General features: G+C 57.7%; 11 protein-coding genes. 5 read left to right on the forward strand and 6 right to left on the reverse strand.

Annotation, left to right across the window (positions count from 1 at the left end; translation table 11 throughout):
* From VGE80_RS00410 to VGE80_RS00420, 3 genes are all read left to right on the forward strand, one after another.
* Positions 1-639, forward strand: a 639-nt coding sequence (locus VGE80_RS00410; protein ID WP_440591274.1) for a lipid-binding SYLF domain-containing protein, incomplete at its 5' end; no start/stop codon positions are given.
* A 327-nt stretch (positions 640-966) separates the two neighbouring features.
* Positions 967-2031: a recombinase RecA gene (gene recA, locus VGE80_RS00415; protein WP_440591275.1), complete on the forward strand. Its 1065-nt coding sequence runs from the start codon at positions 967-969 to the stop codon at positions 2029-2031.
* A 289-nt stretch (positions 2032-2320) separates the two neighbouring features.
* On the forward strand, positions 2321-3925 hold the full coding sequence (locus VGE80_RS00420; RefSeq protein WP_440591276.1) for a trypsin-like peptidase domain-containing protein: 1605 nt from the start codon (positions 2321-2323) through the stop codon (positions 3923-3925).
* A gap of 158 nt (positions 3926-4083) precedes the next feature.
* On the opposite strand, the gene VGE80_RS00425 is transcribed toward VGE80_RS00420, so the two are convergent.
* From VGE80_RS00425 to VGE80_RS00445, 5 genes are all read right to left on the reverse strand, one after another.
* Positions 4084-5277, reverse strand: a complete 1194-nt coding sequence (locus VGE80_RS00425; RefSeq protein WP_440591277.1) for an FAD-dependent oxidoreductase — start codon at positions 5275-5277, stop codon at positions 4084-4086.
* On the reverse strand, positions 5262-5993 hold the full coding sequence (locus VGE80_RS00430; RefSeq protein WP_440591278.1) for a methyltransferase domain-containing protein: 732 nt from the start codon (positions 5991-5993) through the stop codon (positions 5262-5264). The genes VGE80_RS00425 and VGE80_RS00430 overlap by 16 nt, the downstream gene beginning before the upstream one ends.
* A gap of 173 nt (positions 5994-6166) precedes the next feature.
* A complete protein-coding gene (locus tag VGE80_RS00435) occupies positions 6167-8536 on the reverse strand; it encodes a PPC domain-containing protein (RefSeq protein WP_440591279.1) in 2370 nt (789 codons plus the stop codon).
* A gap of 75 nt (positions 8537-8611) precedes the next feature.
* Positions 8612-9967 (reverse strand): DUF1501 domain-containing protein, encoded by a 1356-nt coding sequence (locus VGE80_RS00440; RefSeq protein WP_440591280.1) that lies wholly within the window; start codon positions 9965-9967, stop codon positions 8612-8614.
* 69 nt (positions 9968-10036) lie between these two features.
* On the reverse strand, positions 10037-12469 hold the full coding sequence (locus tag VGE80_RS00445) for a DUF1549 and DUF1553 domain-containing protein (protein ID WP_440591281.1): 2433 nt from the start codon (positions 12467-12469) through the stop codon (positions 10037-10039).
* Between the two features lie 132 nt (positions 12470-12601).
* On the opposite strand from VGE80_RS00445, the gene VGE80_RS00450 reads away from it, so the two are divergent.
* On the forward strand, positions 12602-12964 hold the full coding sequence (locus VGE80_RS00450) for a hypothetical protein (RefSeq protein WP_440591282.1): 363 nt from the start codon (positions 12602-12604) through the stop codon (positions 12962-12964).
* Positions 12965-13032: 68 nt separating this feature from the next.
* Here the strand turns inward: VGE80_RS00450 and VGE80_RS00455 are convergent, their stop codons facing one another.
* On the reverse strand, positions 13033-13836 hold the full coding sequence (locus VGE80_RS00455; protein WP_440591283.1) for a DUF4198 domain-containing protein: 804 nt from the start codon (positions 13834-13836) through the stop codon (positions 13033-13035).
* 424 nt (positions 13837-14260) lie between these two features.
* Here VGE80_RS00455 and alaS point away from each other — a divergent pair, with 424 nt between their 5' ends.
* Positions 14261-16879 carry an alanine--tRNA ligase gene (gene alaS / locus VGE80_RS00460; RefSeq protein WP_440591284.1) on the forward strand — a complete coding sequence of 873 codons (2619 nt, stop codon included), beginning with the start codon at positions 14261-14263 and terminating at the stop codon, positions 16877-16879.
* The last annotated feature ends 1201 nt before the right edge of the window (positions 16880-18080 follow it).

Genomic DNA, 18080 nt, shown 5'->3' on the forward strand with positions numbered 1-18080 from the left:
GGGCCGGTGGGGCGCGAAGCGGCGGCGGGAACGGATGCGACGCTCAGGTCCGAAATTCTGTCGTACTCGCGCAGCCGGGGACTTTTCGTCGGTGTTTCACTCGACGGATCCGCTCTTGAAATTGATCACGATGCTCATGCCTTCTACTACGGAACGCCATCAGGGACTCTGCCGAAGCGCGTTCCCAACGAAGCAAATGACCTGCGACAGCTCATGACAGATCTGACTCCGCCCCCCATCGTCGTTGCTCCTGGTGCGCCCGCTGCCACTCCTGTCGTTCCCACGGAAGAACCAGCACCAGCGACCGTTTCTCCGAGACTGATCGAAAGCTTGCGACGCTCGCTCGTACGGAACTCGGACCAGCTTCAAGCCATTCTCAGCCCGGAATGGCGTCCTTATCTGGCGATTCCGAAAGAGCTGCGAGAAGCGGGCGTGTATCCTTCGCAGGATTCACTCTCTACAGCGATTGCGCACTTCACCAAGATCAGTTCTTCGCCCGAGTATCGGCGGTTGACTGTCCGACCGGAATTCCAGAACACGTTCGAGCAACTGCGTGAATACGCACAGGCCGTATCGACGACGCAGCCCCTGCTGGAACTCCCTCCCCCGCCTGTCTCCACCCGCAAGCCGATCGACTGAGTTCAGGATGAGAGCGACGCGAATCGTCGAGCATTCATCAGTTAAATGAGATCTCAGTGAATGGAGGCCACCGGCATTTGGATGTCGCGTGGCCTTTTCCCTGCGCACCGGGTTAATTGGGCTGGACGAGTCGCCTCTGTCCGTGAGTGTAAATACGTCCGGTTGCCGCTGAGGCAAACGGTGGACGATTTCCTGCATTTCATGCGGAAAAGCAGCGAATTGGGGGCTTGCGGATGATGGAAGGAATGCCTACTTTCGACTACTCTGAGTGATCAATGTCGCACAGGCGATTTCAAATCCCGGGTCATTTCTCCAAGGATGTCTGCTATGGCCAAGGCTAAATCGGCCAAATCGTATCACGATTCCGACCCTTCTGAGTCCGATGAACAGAAGATGCTCGGAAATGCTTTGGGCCAGATTGAGAAAGCGTTCGGCAAGGGCTCCATCATGAAGCTCTCTGACAACGCGTCGATGACCGTTTCTGGAATTGGAACCGGTTCGTTATCTCTCGATCTCGCCTTGGGGGGAATGGGATTCCCTCGCGGTCGCATTATTGAAGTCTACGGACCGGAATCGAGCGGCAAGACGACTCTCGCACTGCACGCCGTGGCGAATGCTCAGAAAGAAGGTGGTGTTGCGGCGTTTATCGATGCCGAACACGCCCTCGATCCCGCCTGGGCCAAGCGGTTGGGGGTCAATCTGGAAGAACTGCTGGTGAGCCAGCCCTCTTCCGGGGAAGAGGCACTTCAAATTGCTGAAATGCTGATCAAGTCAAATGCGGTGGACATCATCGTCGTCGACTCGGTCGCCGCTCTGGTTCCTCGCGCAGAATTAGACGGAGAGATCGGTGACTCGCACGTCGGTCTGCAGGCACGCATGATGAGTCAGGCGATGCGAAAGTTGACCGGCTGTATCTCTAAAGCCAAGACGACAGTCATCTTCATCAACCAGATTCGCGAGAAGATCGGCGTCATGTTCGGTTCACCGGAAACGACACCGGGGGGCCGCGCACTGAAATTCTACAGCTCGTGCCGAGTTGATGTCCGCAAGCTGGCAGTGTTGAAGGATGGCGACAACATGATCGGCATCCGCATGAAGGTCAAAATCGTCAAGAATAAGGTGGCTCCTCCATTCCGCGTGGCCGAGTTCGACATGCTGGGGACCCGGGGAATCAGCCTGGAAGGTGATGTCCTCGATATGGCGGCGGTGTATAATGTCGTCGACCGTAGTGGAAGCTGGTATGTCTACGGTGCCACGAAGCTCGGTCAGGGACGTGACAAGGCAAGGACTTACCTGGAAGAGCATCCTGAAGTCACGGCAGAACTGCGGGAAAAAGTCATGGCCGCGTTTTACGCCAGTGGCCAGAAGCTGGCAGGAGCGGGCGAGGACTGATCGAGATCGAACATGAGACGGCGACGGGCTCTTCCTCCTGCTTCTTGAGGCGTTCAACTCCAATGTCAGACCAGGACTTGATTGCAACACCGAACAGAATCAATCCCCGCTTCGCAAACGGTGGGGAAGGAAGACTCGTCGTCGCTCGGCCCGGCCAAACGCTGGATATGTTCAACCTGCACAGCCAGGACAACGAGACTGGCTGGCAAGATCTGCGGAGTGCACGATGGCCACTGTCGTCTCGGATGGACATTCCGTCCCCATGCCTCTTCTCCAGTGAGCGAAGCGGATGATGATGCGTCAGGAAATCAACGTTTCGAACAGCCCTCGTTCCCGCTTGCGGTCTGGTCTCGCCCTGATCCTCTGCGTCGTGATTTCCTCAACGTCCCTTCACGCCCAGGACCCGGCAGTCGCGTTGGAAGATTCGATCATCAAGGTGGTCGAGCAATGGGAACGTTCGGTCGTCAGCATCGCCCGATTCAAGCCCGCTCCGTTTGAAGCGGCGGCGGAAGACCAGAGGATCTTTCCCCTGCCGCGCGTTCAGCGGGAATTGCGTGACGTTGACGTGCGACCAAATGACTTTGGTGCGGGCTGTATCGTGAGTCCCACGGAATCGGACGAGCGACTGGTCCTGACGAACTTTCACGTTGTCCGGGGTGGCCCGGTGTACCCCAATGTCAAAGCGGCGGACAAAACAGAATTGCTGGTCAATTTCGCAGACCGTCGGTCGTGTCGCGCGGCAATCATTGCCGCAGATCCTCGCAGTGACCTGGCCGTTCTGCGACTTGACTGGGAAGGGGCGAATATCAATCCCGAGGATTTCAAAAGCCTGAACTGGGAGTTGGCTCCCCCGCCCCGTAAAGGTCAGTTCGTCATTCTGCTCGGTAATCCCTATGCCATCGCTCGCGATGGTTCGCCGAGCGTCAGTTGGGGAATGGTCAGCAATCTGACACGGCAACCGATATCGTTTGGTCGCCAGCAATTGTTTGACATGGAAGAACGAGCCAAAGTTTCGATGCTCTATCGTCTCGGTGCGGTCATGCAACTTGATGCTCGCATGAATCTGGGGCTGAGTGGTGGGCCGGTCTTGAACTTGAAGGGTGAACTGATCGGCATCAGCACCTCCCTCGCGGCCATTGAAGGCTATGAACAGTCTGTCGGATTTGCTTTGCCGCTGGATGAGCACATCCGTCGAATCGTTCGTACACTGCTTGACGGGCAGGCCGTTGAATACGGCATGATCGGGATTGTCCCCGGCGAAATTAACGGCAACGAGTTTCAACGGCTGAATACGGACATGCCGCAACAGTCTGCCGCGATCGTGGTCGAGTGTGCTCATAGCTCGCCTGCCGAACTCGCCGGAATCAGTGTTAATGACGTTATCCTCGCCGTGAACGGGCAACCAGTCCTGTCCCGGACGGACCTCTTTCGGCTGGTCGGACTCTATGCACCGGGAACCGAGATCGATGTCTCGATCTGGCGTGAGGGGACCCGCCCCAATCGGTTCGACGTGAAGGTCAAGCTCGGCAAGTGGCCGGTCCTGGATGACGAGGGAATCATTGAAACCAATCCCCGGCATGAGCCGTGGCGCGGAATCACTGTTGATTATCCGACCGGGATCGACCGTCTCCGTGACCCCATGGTCGACATGCGACGGGTTCTGGTGACCAGGGTTGACCCGGACTCTCCGGGAGACACCGCGCGCCTGCAAGTCGGGAATTTCATTACCCACGTAAACAAGACACCGGTCCACACGCCGGCCGAATTTCACGCGGCCGTGAGAAACCTTTCGGGACCCGTCACCATTCGACTGGATGGAGACCCCCGTTCTATCGTTCCAGAAATCCGAAAGGGACGGATCGTCATCGTTCAGGATTCACCCCCCACCAAATAAGTCCCGCAATCCCGATCAGCGTCCGTCTTACAAGCAGCCCATTGGTGTCACGAAGGGAATCGCAAGTGATATTCCCGCTTGTGGTGCTCACCCTGGCAGGCGACTGTTGTTTCTTTCTCGATTGAGCTGACGAACGGGGACTGCCGCTCGGGTTCGGCCTATTCGTGAGGAGTCAAGTTGGGAGCAGCGTTCAAGCGGTTTACAAGAAGCTTTGCAAATCCCGGCCATACCGTTGCGACGAACAGTGACATGGAAAGCAGCGTCGGTGAGCGTAAAAACCAGGCAAACCGCTGGCACAGATTCTGGCGATGTGCAATCAGCGTTTGATACTCCTGCTCCCATCCCTTGCCGACCTGCGGCGACCAATCCGCCCGAGCGACCGCCTGCTGAATCCAGGGCATGACCTGTTGTGCCGTTAACAATCCCCATGCCATACCCTCACCCGTGAACGGTTCAACGTAGCCTGCAGCATCCCCAATGAGGAAGACACGATCGCTGGCAACAGGTCTGGTGGTACGCGTCAATTGCAAGGTTCCCTGCCATTCTGCTGCCATGAGGCTCGCAGGGACCGGCATCTTTGATTGTTCCAATATCGCCCTGATCGCTGTGGCAGGTGACCCCTGTTGACGCAGGAAATCACGATCGAGGGCTGCTGCGATATTCAGTCGTCCTTCTTCGACACGGACCAGCCCGGCGTATCCTCCTGCCCCTGCTCCCATCCAGATTGTCCCGGTAGCAAACTGATCTTCCGGTTCGTTGAGCAGGCAGCCTACTCCAACTCGGGACGACGCGACAACCTCAGTCTTCCATTCATTTGATTCCGCGGGACCGACTGATTCCAGACCCGAAGCCACAATGACACACCGTCCCCTGACACTGATTTCAGTCCCCTCCTGCTGAATAGTGACCTCGCGGCAATCGCCAACTAACGGACCCAGCTTTGCAAGTTTTTCGGGCAGGAACCAAACCCCCGCAGAGATCGCCTCCTTCACCAGCGCGTCGTCCAGAGTCTCACGGGAAACCGCGATTCCGCCCGGCAGCGGAACATGAAGTACCTGTCTGCCGACGTGGAACGAGAAGTCATTGATGTCCGTTCCCCCAAGGCCCTGGACTAACTTGGTGAGACCAAGCTGACGGAACACATCCAGTGCCAAATTATTGAGGCAGGCACCACATACCTTACGCCGCGGAAAACGACGTTTGTCGATCAGCAGAACTTGCATTCCCAGGCGGGCCGCCTGCAGTGCTGCCACGGATCCGGCCACTCCCGCACCGATGACCAAGACATCCCAGAGCTTCTGCTGTATGTCGCTCGCTGTGAATGGCTCCAGCGGCGTCAAGGCTTTTTCCATTCGAGCTGCATGCGGGCGGGCCAGCTGCGACTGATTGTGGCGCCGTGCAGTCCCGCGCGCTCAGCCATGTCCTGCAGTTCATTTGCGGTAAACGCACCTTCGACCGAATCAGGACCATCAGAATGAACAATCGGTGAGAACGTCACCAGCCACACCGCATAGCGCGCCATCAGGTACCCGTAGTAACCTCGGACCAGATCGTGCACGATAACACCTCGTTTCGTCGCGGTAGCCAGGGTCCTTAAGAGACGAACGGCATCGTCATTGGTGAGATGATGGAGGAACAAAGATGTGCCGATGACGTCATAGTCCGTTGGCCATACCCCCCGTTGCACGTCGAATTGAAAGAAGTGGCAATTCACTCCTGCCGTTCTGGCTCTTTCCTGAGCCAGCCCGATTGCCGTTGGACTGATGTCGCAGCCATCGACAGTCACCCGCAGGTTTTCGCGACGAGCACAAAGGGCGAGCCTTACGGCGAGATCGCCTCCTCCGCAGGCAACATCAAGGACCCGCAGTTCACGTGTCGGATCCTCAGCAGCCATTCGGCGGATGACAGGCCAGAACGAGCGATGGACAGAAGTCATCGCATTGATACGCCCCAGAGCCAGTAGCGCCGTTCGATGAAAATCAGCATCCAGGCCCGGCTGGTCCATCCATTCGGGCTGAAGCCGGCGTTCACTCAAATCAAGACCGAGTCGAGACAGCAGGATTTTCATGGCGAGAGTATATCATCGACCTTTGTCTCGCGTCCCTGAACCGAGTCTGGAAAAGAAACACATTCCATAAACTTTGTTGCGAGAGTCGCTGTTAGTAACGTCGTTTGTAAGGGGGCTTTCATCCTGAACTGTGATGGGTAGCAGCGTCGTTCTTGCACGGACCCGGTTCCGACTCATCGCGCAGTCGTTGCTGTCGCGGGAGCTTTGGGGGTGACTTCGATCGGGACTGTTGTCTCTGACTTCACCAGCCATTTGCCCTCCTGATACGCGGTTGCTCGAAATACGAGGTCCTGCGGTCCGATCAGACCCGGATCGTCGGCCACCGATACGGTCAGTGATGCACTACTTTCACCTTGTCGAAGTGTGATGCTGTCCGCAGAGACCAGGCCCTGTTGGAATTCTTGCGGAACCAGTTCGATTCGAATCGGCTCGCGAAATTCGGGGAGGCAGGAGACCGTCAATGGAATCGAGAGTTGCCCACCGATCGGGACGGAATACTCTGCCGGTTTGGATCCCAACTTCAGAATGGCCCCTTCGGGCAGAATCCCAAGCCGCAGTTCCATGCGTTGAAGTAGCGTTCGAATGTTTCCCTGTGGGTCGGGAACGCGGATCGCGCCGTTGAGAATCATGCGGCTGGTCTTCGTTGTCTCCATCCACTCCGGGACGAAAATCGGATACTCCACACGCGTGACCGAACTGGGGACGATCATTTCGTCGCTCGCCAGACCTTGTCGATGACGCTGTTGTTTCGCCGTCATTTCCAGAGTGATTTCCCCATCGAACCCCTCTGTTCGCTGGATGTTCAGGGGGAACAGGTGCGTGCTGCCACGGCGAACCTTGCTGACATCGTCGAGCCCTTCCGGTGTGATCTTAATGCGTGGCTGCATGGTGATGGCCATCACCAGCGACTTTGTGCTCGTCAATGGCTTGGCATCGCGTCCCGCTGCTTGTGCCGTGATACGAGCCAGACTTGCCGAGACAGCGACGTCGGGGGCACAAACAAGTTCAACAACGAGTTCATTCAGCATTTCCGGGATGACGAGGTTCGACGCGGTCGTGACACCACTGGGAAGACCTTCGATCTGCAGCGGAACGGGCCCTTGATAACTTCCCCGGCGAGTCACTGCGACAGGGAGTTTGACCGTCGTTCCCAGGGGAATACTGAGCGATTCGGGGAGTTTCAGGGAGAAACCTTCCTCCGGTCGCTCAAAGCTGATGCGGTACGCAGCGGCTTGATGACCACTATGCGAAGAGCGATCCGAGATGTCGACTCGGTACACTCCGTCTGCTGGTGCTGTGAAGAGGAGTTCCGGATCGGTTGATCCGGGAACATCATCAATGCTCGCGACCTCCGTGCCATCAGGACTGATGATTGTCAGATCCAGATCGAGTGCCGGACCGCTGGTCTGCGATCTGGCGTTGATCTGCCAGACCTCCCCCTGCTTCATGGTGACCGAGTACCGGTCGGTCTGGAATGGTTTGTCCAGTCGTCCGGTCACGGCTGCGGGTAGTTCGGAAATGGTCTGCACGCCGACGTGCTCAGGGTAATCCGAGAGGAAAAACTGGTAGGGGCGCGAAGGGCCCTGTGGAGTCTCAAGGACATACTCGAAGGAGCTGTTCGCTTCGCCAGGGGGAAAAGTGATTTCCCGGGTCACGGCTTCCAGCGCATCTGCGCCCGTCTCAATTCCCCGGCCAACAAACTCGACCATCCGTCGTTCGCCTCGCTTTCCCCCGGCAGGATAGGCCGCCATCACTCGAGGACCGGGATGAATCAGCAGACGGTAGACGTATGACCGATCCCCGGCGAAATCGAGGTCGTGCAGACTGATCCGATATTCCCTGCCCGCTTCAACCCGAAAGCTTGTCGTGAGGTCATTCCCTTCAGAGGCCGTGCAGTCGGCGACTTTCTGGTCCTGCTCATCATGGACCTGAAGCACACCGTGAAGAGACATTGGGTTCGTTGGTGAGGTCAGTGCATGAGCCAGTAATTCCACCGTCACCATTCCGTTGTGCCGGGGACGAATGATGTAGTGGTCGATCTCTTCGATGCGCCGGATCTGTCCCGAAACGATGACCGGCAGATCGGGAAGTTCCAGCGCAGTGGTACGGCGAGGGGCTTCGATCACTTCCGGCGTTCGGGTCAGGTGAAGAACTCCCGTAGGCGAGACCCCGTTTGCATTGGCCACCTGCCAGCGTACGAATCCCGGTTCGACATCGGCCGGAATGGTTAGCCGAGCACGAAATTCTCGGGGAAGTGGCCAGGCGTAGCCACGGGCTTTGGCACCGAACCAGTAAGGTGGCTCGGTGATCAGGACCGGTGACGGGGGCCCCAACAGTTCAATCTGCACGCGCGAGTCATGCACGAAAAGCTGCATGTCCGGAGTCCAGTCGTAACCTCCCAGCACCACGTCGACGGTGGAGCCGACCTGACCACCCGCCGGGTGAACGTAACCGATTTCCGGTGCGAGCTGCGCAACGGCTACAGCACCGAAGGGGCCTAACCCGATGGTAAGCGTCAGTGCGATCCAGCGAAGGGTGTTCATGACAGACTCGAAAAGGAAGTCAGCAACAGGCAGCGACGGACAACGAGAGAAACAGGAATCGTCGTCGGTGTGGGATCAGGCGATTAGACCAGGAATCACGTTTCCCCCGTTCACGATGGGAACCGGACGCCCCAGCGGATCGGGATATTCTTTGGTGGAGTCGATCCCCAGCAGCGTATGAATCGTGCGGAGCACATCTGCGACGCTGACGGGATCCGAGAGCGGAGCCGCTGCCTGCGCGTCGGTCGCTCCGATGATCTGACCGGGTTTCACTCCCCCGCCCGCGAAGATAATCGATTGGGCCATCGACCAGTGGTCACGGCCCGCCTGCGCGTTGACGCGTGGTGTTCGTCCCATTTCTCCCATCATGACGACCAAGGTGCTATCCAGCAGTCCTCTCTCTTCCAGATCATTGATCAGCGCGGCGAACGCACGATCTGCCGGCGGAATCAGGTCGTTGGCCAGACTCGGGAAGCAGTTGAAATGCACATCCCAGCCCGGTGCATCCAATCCGACAAAACGGCAGCCTGCTTCCACCATTCGACGTGCCAGCAGCGCACACTGGCCAATCTGCGTCATTCCATAGTTTTCGCGGACAGTGACGGGTTCGGCTTGAATTTGAAACGCCTTCCGCGCTTCGGGGGAATTCATCAGCGTATTCGCCTTGGCGTAGTAGGTGGACATGGCAGCGGCTCGACCGATGCGCTGCCGACCTTGTTCCAATCCTGACAATAACCGCTGTCGCAGTGCGACACGGCTGTCGGAAAGTCCTTGGACGCGACCCAGATCCTTCACTTCAAAATCGGGCTCACTCGGGTCGGCTTCGATCACGAACGGTGAAAATTCCGCACCCAGGAATCCCGATCCCCCGGCAGACATCGGGTGAGGCAGATTGACGTATGCTGGCACCTTTCCATTCGACCCCAGTTCCTTACTGACGTAAGATCCCAATGAGGGAAATACGGTATTGGTGGGAATCGGATGCTCACCGTCGGGGAACGTCGGCTTGTGTCCCGTCATCAGGTAGTAATACCCGGTGCTGTGCCCGTTATCGGTATGGGAGTGACTACGGACGACGGTGAATTTATCCGTGATCTCTGCCGATTTCCGGCAGTGCTCGGAAAAGAAGACGCCCGGGGTCTTTGTCGCAATCGTCTGGAACGCACCTCGAATTTCCGCAGGAGCTTCGGGCTTGGGATCCCACATATCCTGTTGAGGTGGGCCGCCTTCCAGAAAGATGAAGATGCACGAGGTGGCTTTCGCCCGGGTGCGAGTTGACGCCTCTGGACCTGGTACCGCGTCGTTGGCGCGTAACAGTTGCGGCAGGCTCAGTCCCCCGAACAGACCGGTTGACCCAACGCGGAACATGTGCCGCCGTGAGATGCCGTCGCAACGACGGCTGGCATACGGTCCGAAGGGAATTTCAAGCATGGATACTCCTTCATGGCCCGGATCATCGAAATCCCGAAGCCATCGAACAGTTCAATGTGTGTCTGGTCTCTATTCGTTATTGAAGAGGAATTCTTTGGTGTTCAGGATCGACCAGAAGATGTCTTCGACAACCGCGCGTCGATCCGCTTGTGCTGTCTCCAGCTCCGGCAGCAGCAGGTCTTTTTCTGATTCCGAGGGAAAGCGGGTCAGTGTGCAGAGAAATAGTTCTTCGAGCAGTTCCGCATTGGCGAGCGAAGATTCGGCCAGTTGCCGGGCCCGGCCGTGTGGGTGGGTGATCTTTTCGTGAATTTCAGGTGAGTTCAAAAGATGCAGTGCCTGCGAAATGCTTGGTTCGTTACTCCGTTCACACTCGCAGACACTGGCCCTCACAGGCCGCCCGAAGATGCGGAAAAAGTACGACGGCATGCGATTGTCCCATACCTGGATCGCGCGGTAACCCTCGGGCCAGCCGTTGAACTTTTCGGGGACCAGCGTCACCTGACAGACCGCATCGAGTAAGACCTCGGCTGGCATCGTCTTGGTTAACGCGTGGGAGTAATGCTGAAAATCGTCGCGATTCCCTTCCTTCGTGGCGGAAGCGAGTTGGTAAGTTTGCGAGCTGAGAATGGTTTTCGTGAATGCCTTCAGGTCGTAACGCAGTTCCTTCAAATGCGTCACCAGATGATCCATCAGGGGTTCATTGGTCGAAGGGTTCGTGGCCCGCAGATCGTCAATCGGTTCCACCAGGCCTCGTCCCAGATAGTGAGCCCAGAGGCGATTGACAATCGCCCGTGTAAAGAAGGGATTCTCCACGTCGGTTATCCAGGCAGCAAACGCCTGACGTCGGTCGGCAACGGCACTCAAGTCGGCGGGAGGTGCACCGAGTCCTCGTGTCGCCACAGGAAGTCCCGTGCGCGGGTGATTGTAGTCGTTCCCTTTTCGAGAAATGACCGACTCCGTTCCGTTCGGCAATTTTTTGAACGCGACTCCCGTGAAAAAGCCCACCAGGCCCGCGTAATCGTCCTGACTCCATTTCTCACTCGGGTGATGATGACACTGCGCACACTCGATCCGAACACCCAGGAACAACTGGCTGACCGATCGGGCCGTCGCTTCGGGAGTCTCGAGGGACTTAAAGAAGGCGGCGGGGCCCTCTTGCTGAATCGATCCCTGCGACGTCAGAATCTGTCGGGCGAATTCGTCATAGGGCAGGTTCTCGGCGAAGCATTTTCGCAGCCAGCGGGTCACCCCCACGGTTCCCTGTGGCGTGATCTTGATCTTGTCCGCTCGCAAAATGTCAGACCACTTCATCGCCCAGAATTCGGCATATTCGGGACGCGTCAGCAGCGAGTCAATGATCCGAATTCTCCTCTCGGGATGGTTGTCTGACAGAAACGCACGGGCCTCAGCGCTGGTCGGAAGTGTCCCGATCGTGTCGAGGAAAACCCGACGGAGAAACGTGGAGTCGTCTGCGGGGGGACTCGCCGGAATTCCCAGTCGAACCAGCTTGTCGCCAACGTGTCGATCAATGAAGTTGCTCTCATGCGGCCGAATCGTTTCCGGATGCGGACGGGGGAGCGTCACGCGACAAACCGCCACCTGATCCAGATATCGGACCAGAATCGCCGCTTCCCCGGGGATTTCACGGGAGTGTATCAGTCCGCTGGAGGTCGTCTCGACCAGTGAAGCGGCGTTCGAGATGAACTCCGCAGCCGTCGTGACACACTGGCGTTTCCCTTCCGCGTCGATTGCCGTCACCTTGATTTGCTGAGAGGACTTTGGGTCCATGATCAGTTCAGCCGGCTCGATCTCGATCCGTACGGTGGGGAGAATGGTCGGCGAATTAAACGGGGCTCCTTCCCGAATCCAGCGCAGCATCAGGTTGTATCCCGGACCGGAACGATCAATTTTGGCTCCCCCGCCATGGGGCATGCGAGCGGTCCCCTTCTGCAGAATCAGACTCGTCTGGGGCCGGGCGAAATCCAATCGTCGGCCGCCCGACTCTTTCACCAGCGCGTCGAAATCAGACTCGTTATCAAACCCGAGCAGGCTCAGCTTGAAACCGTTCTGACCTTCGGCTTTGCCGTGGCATCCGCCCGAGTTACATCGCGCTTTCGTCAGCAGGGGCTGAATTTCATAGGGGAACGAAACAGGTTGGGGATCGTTGAGTCCTGACACTGTCACCGGAACTGTCAGGCGGTCTGTTCCTCGGGTGATGATCAGTTGCGTCGTGCCTTCCCCTCGGGGATGGACGAGTCCGCCGGCGCGAATTTCAATGATTGCCGGGTCCGATACACTGTACTGAACCTCGCGCGTGCGATCGAACTGCTGTGTGCCGACCCATTCGGTGATGAGGATCTGCTCGGAGGACTCGGGCCGGTCAAGCACAACGGCCGGCGGGCTGATCGAGATCGTTCGCTCGGTCGCAACCAGATTCCGCGTTTGCTGACTGAAGAGAATAAAAATGCCCGCAGTGACGACGAACGAGGTGGACCATCGCATAACCACACGCAACCTGAGGTTTGTTCAGTACTCTTCAACATATCAGCAGGATTCTATGGCTGCGGCCTGGTTCTCCACAAGATTGCGTAGAGGCCGCAGTGCGAAATCCTGACTTGCTACCGGGATCGATCGATGTTCGAGAACAGGTCGGACGCTTTGGCGTCGCGCTGGGTTTTTCTGCGACGTGTGCTGCTCAGCGCGAGTTTAGCACTCGCGGTCACGGCGTTTTCGCTGCTGGTCGGGGCGATCGGTTACCACTACTTCGGTGAGCTGGACTGGGTCGACGCTTTGCTGAACGCGGCGATAATCCTGACGGGGATGGGACCCGTCGACCCGTTATCAACTGTCTCGGGAAAACTGTTCGCCACGGGCTATTGCCTGTTCAGTGGCATCATTTTTCTCACGCTGCTGGCAATTCTGCTCACGCCGATTTACCACCGGTTCCTGCACTCGTTTCACCTGGCGGAGGACAATGACGACGGCGAACCTGAGTGATTGATTGTTTCTGCGTCGCACGGAACTTGACGTGGCACAACACAGAAAACGTCTTGATCTCCTCTTGGTTACTGCAATTTAACGTCGCTACCCCTTAGTCGACTTTGCTGAGGGACCGAGAGGGTCAAGGTTGCCGAGTATTGCGTCTTGTCGTAGCCGGTCCCCTTCTGATCCGCGACCGGGTGATGGACGACGACCAGAACGACATTCCCTTCTTTGGGTGTGAAGGAAGCAGTCCCTTCGGCGTCCGTGGTTGCCTCGTAATCCTTGTCAAACCCTTCGGCGAGTGTCGTTCCGCGCGGGATAAAGCTGACACGAGCACCCGGCAACGGCTTTGACTGGTAAATGAGCCGCACCCGAATGGGGGTGTCCGGTGCAAGTCCCGTGACGGGATCCGTTAACGGAACAAGTTCCATGGCGTGTCCCAGCGGCTTGTCAAAGTTGACGCTGTTCGAGGAAACCTCGTCGAGTTTCGGGCTGGTCACGAAATACGCCTTGCCGCTCTTGATGGTTCTTGTCGTTCCATGCAGCGTTTCGAGTGTGTGCGAGACGACGTGCAGTCCCGCTGCTTTCGTCACGAAACGGTTGGACCAGTAACCTTCCTTGGGGCCGAAGCCGTTGTCGATGATTCCCGGCTTCAGATCGACCGAACTCCCATCCGGACCAATCACCGAGAGTTGCACAGGCGCCAGCGAGATTTTGCTGGCCAGTTTGAAGTCGCGGTGGTCATTGCCGTGGTTACCCAGCTTCAAGTCGACGAAGACCACGTCCCCCTGGCGGACCAGCGCCGAATTCGTTTCCACCCACGTGTCGTGAGCGTAGGATGCAAACGGGGCCAGCACGAAAGCCAGAGTCAGCAGGAAAGCGCGCATGAAATCTCCTAAGGTCGCCTGTTTGGGTGTCAACGGGTGTCGTTTGATCATGCTGATTTAAGACCGGCGTGTCGAGTCGATGGATGGTCCGTCCGGCGTCATGGGGATGATGCCCCTCACATCGATCAGCGGTTTCGTCGTGAACGAACCGCAGGAAACGTCGCGGGATCGAATTGTCACCAAGGGAACTTTGAGAAGGGGTGCCGAAGGCTGGTTTTGCGGTCCCGAGCCATTACCCCCCCGAAGAGTCGCTGGAATTCCCGGCTTGTGCTATCTTTTTCACCCAGTCCCTGCGCTCCAAACGCGGTGGTCTCTTTGCTGTTGAACATCAGCTTGATTTCCCGGAAAGTACGAAAAACATTACCAAATTGGCCGGCCAGGTGTTTCCACCAGGTCGGAGTCAGGGACGACGGACGGAATTTCTATGAAAACAGATGAACTTCGCGAAAAGTACCTTTCGTTCTTCGAATCCAAAGGGTGCGTACGTCGTCCAACCGATGTGCTGGTTCCCAAAGATGATCCGACCGTGCTGTTCACACCGGCCGGAATGAACCAGTTCAAAAATCAGTTTCTGGGGATCGGCCCGATTGATTTCACCCGGGCCACGACGTCACAGAAGTGTCTCCGCACCGGGGACATCGGTAACGTCGGTGTCACCGCCTACCACCACACGTTCTTCGAAATGCTGGGGAATTTTTCGTTCGGTGACTACTTCAAACGCGAAGCGATCCACTGGGCCTGGGAATTTTTGACCACGAAATCGTGGCTCGGGCTGGATCCCACCCGCCTGACGGTCACCGTCTACCTCGACGATCAGGAAGCGTTCGATATCTGGAACAAGGAGATTAAACTCCCCGCGAACCGGATCTCGCGCGAAGACGAAGGGGAAAACTTCTGGCCCGCGTCATCTCCTTCTCAGGGCCCCGATGGAGTTTGTGGACCGTGCAGCGAAATCTATTACCTGCCACCCGGTTCCACGAAGCCCGTCGAAATCTGGAATCTCGTCTTCACCCAGTTCAACCGGGTCGGTGCGCCACCGAACAACCTGCAACCGCTCCCCAAGAAGAACATCGATACCGGGATGGGACTGGAGCGTTGTGCATCGACGCTGCAGGGGGTACTCAGCAACTTTGAAATCGACATCCTGAAGCCGATCTGTCAGGCGGCCGGTGAAATCGTGGGGGTGAAGTACGAGTACGGCGCTCCGGAAGGCCGGGCACTCCGGCGAATCGCCGACCACGTCCGAGCCTGCTCGTTCGCACTGCACGAAGGCTGCGGCCCCGGTCCCGAAAAAGAGAACTACATTGTCCGGTTGCTGCTCCGCCGTGCTTCAATGGAAGGCTTCCTGCTGGGAAAACAGGAACCGTTCATGTCGCAACTGGTTCCGGTGGTGGCAGACATGATGAAGGTCCCCTACCCCGAGTTTGGCCAGACGGTCGAAGCGGTGCAGAATGCGATTCGCGAAGAAGAAAAGCAGTTCCTGCGCGTCGTCGAAACCGGGATTGGCCGATTCCAGAAACTGGTCGCACATGCCAAGAAGGAAGGATCACTCGTCATCTCGGGTGATGCCGCATTCGACCTGCATCAGACCGACGGCTTCCTGATCGAGCTGACCGAGTCACTGGCCGCCAACGAAGGCCTGACGGTCGACATGACCCGTTTCGCGGAATGCAAGGAACAGCACAAGCAGACCAGCGGCCGGGGAGCTTTCGCCAACTCGGTCATGTCCGCAGGGCCGCTCGACGCACTGCGAAAATCGGGTGGAACGCAGTTCCTGGGTTACGAGACCACTACGGCGGACGCCGAAGTGCTGGGGATCATTGCCGATGGGCAACTCGCGACCGCGTTCGACAAAACCGGCGTGCAGATTGCCGTGGTCCTGAATCAGTCCCCTTTCTACGGTGAAGCGGGGGGACAGGTCGGGGACACCGGCAAGATCTTCGGTGACGGAGTGACATTCGAAGTCCAGGACACCCAGCGTGATGGCGAACTTCTCGTCCATATCGGGGCGTTGAAATCGGGGAAGATGGCCGTTGGAGCGAAGGTTCACGCCGAAGTCGATGCCAGTCGACGCGCCGGGATTCTGCGAGCTCACTCGGCCACGCATATCCTGCATCATGCCTTGCGGAAATATCTGGGGGACAACGCAACCCAGCGAGGCTCCAAGGTGCAGCAGGACGAACTGCGGTTTGACTTCGCGCATTCCAAGGGCCTGACGCATGAGGAACTGATCCACATCGAAGACGAGATCAACGGTCGCATCGCCGAGGGAGCCCCTGTCTCGACCCGCTTGATGCCGATTGCGGATGCACGGGCTCTGGGGGCGATGGCGCTGTTCGGGGAAAAGTATCCCGATAACGTCCGCGTCGTCAGCATGGGGGAATTCAGTCGCGAACTGTGCGGGGGAACTCACCTGAAGAACACCGGACAAGTGGGGCTGTGCCGTGTCGTCCGCGATGAACTGGTCGCGGCTGGCGTTCGCCGCATCACCTGTTACACCGGCCCGAAAGCGCTGTCACGGATTCGTGCAACGGAAGAACTGGTCAAAGAGGCCTCTGCCCTGCTGAAGTCACAGCCGGAAGAGCTGTCCCGCAAGATTGAGTCGCTGCAGGCCGAACTGCGCGAGGCACGGAAAGAGCTTTCCAAGCACACGGTCGCGTCGCTGGCGGACGCCGCCGAGCAATTGGTGGCCAAGGCCGAAACGATTAACGGAGTGAAGTTGATCGTCCACAATGCCGCGGGTTGTCCACGTGAATCGCTGAAGGATTTTATCGACCGAATCCGGGAGAAGGCTCCTTCGGTGGCGATCCTGCTGGGCCTGGTGGTCGAGGACAAGGTGGCCTTCATCGCGTCGGTCAGCAAAGACGTGCTGGTTTCGAAGGGAGCGTCCGCGTCCGACTGCGTCAAAACCGCCGCAAAGATTTGTGGCGGCGGCGGTGGCGGTCGACCCGAGATGGCAGAAGCAGGCGGAAAAGATCCTGCGAAGATCGACGAAGCCCTGCTCGCCGGTGCCGCCTACTTCCGTGGCAAGCTGGAAGCCTGATCGACTCCCAGGTCCCGCAAGTAAGAAATCTCAAACGGAGCATGCCGGTGCGTTCCCAGCGAACGCACCGGTACTGCCAATGTGGAACCGGCATCCTGCCGGTTCAAATTTCAAACGACCCTTGATCAAGTCATAGATCAAGTCGTACTGGATTCAGGTTCTGCATTCACGCAGCCCCCTCATTCTGCCACACCCGCCTGCCAGCGAAACCTGCCAAATCCCAGAAACCGGCGGGACGCCGGTTCCACGTGAAGACCCGCAGGCAGCACGACGTATTCTTGTTTCCAATTGTCAAATAACGGTGAATTCCTTGAGTCCGTCAGCGGCTCTCAGAATGTCGCTGTGTGCCGCAAGGCACCGCACATCAACGTCTCTGCCGCTTCGCGCGTGACGAGGCATCAAGGCGTGAAGCGGCCCGAACGGAAAGGCCCTCAGCGAAAATCACGTGGCCAGCCGGGCCAGTCCCTCAAAAATACGTAACTCGTGATCTCGATGACACATGGGACTGGCCACCGACTGGCCAAGGGCTGGCCAGCCTGGCCAGTCCCCCCGGCAGCACCCCGAATCGTCTCCCTGAGTGCCCCACACTTGGCAGCGTCCGCCAGACAAACCAAGCCTCGCTGGGCTTCGCCCCCTACTCGCGGACCGAAAAAGCTCTTCAATTGAGAATCCCCTTGCTCTGGTCTCGTCACCATTCCACGCAAGATTTGGAATGCGTGTAGTCTCAACCACCGACAGCAAACCGACGAGCCCAAACATCCAGACGTTTGGAATAAGCCTCTCGTGAGGACAATGGACCATCCTCCTTGGCCTGAAAGGCCACCAGAGATCAGCCCAGGGCAAAGACTTAAAATCAAGCCTCCACAGATTCGCCCCTCCGTTCAGCAACACTACCGGGCGAACTGCGCTCACCTTTGCAAATTCACCTCAACGGACTCAAACTAGTTGCTCGCGCTGACCCTCGGTATGGAGTGTCCGCAGTGATTTACCTTCGTGAACTGATGAAACTCCATCCTGAAGCGAAGTGCGTAGAGTCGCGCAGGTGACTGATCCCGTCAGCAGAAATTTGAGGGCATCTCATGGCAACGAAATCGCCATTCACTGGGCGCTGGCGGATCGTCTCGATGAGTGCCTGGGATCAGGAGTTCATCGACGAAGAGGAAGAAGGCTACATCGAGTTCAGGGGCAAGAGTGAAGGCGA

Origin of the sequence: Schlesneria sp. (assembly GCF_036405755.1) — a bacterium.
GTDB classification, from domain to species: Bacteria; Planctomycetota; Planctomycetia; order Planctomycetales; family Planctomycetaceae; genus Schlesneria; species Schlesneria sphaerica.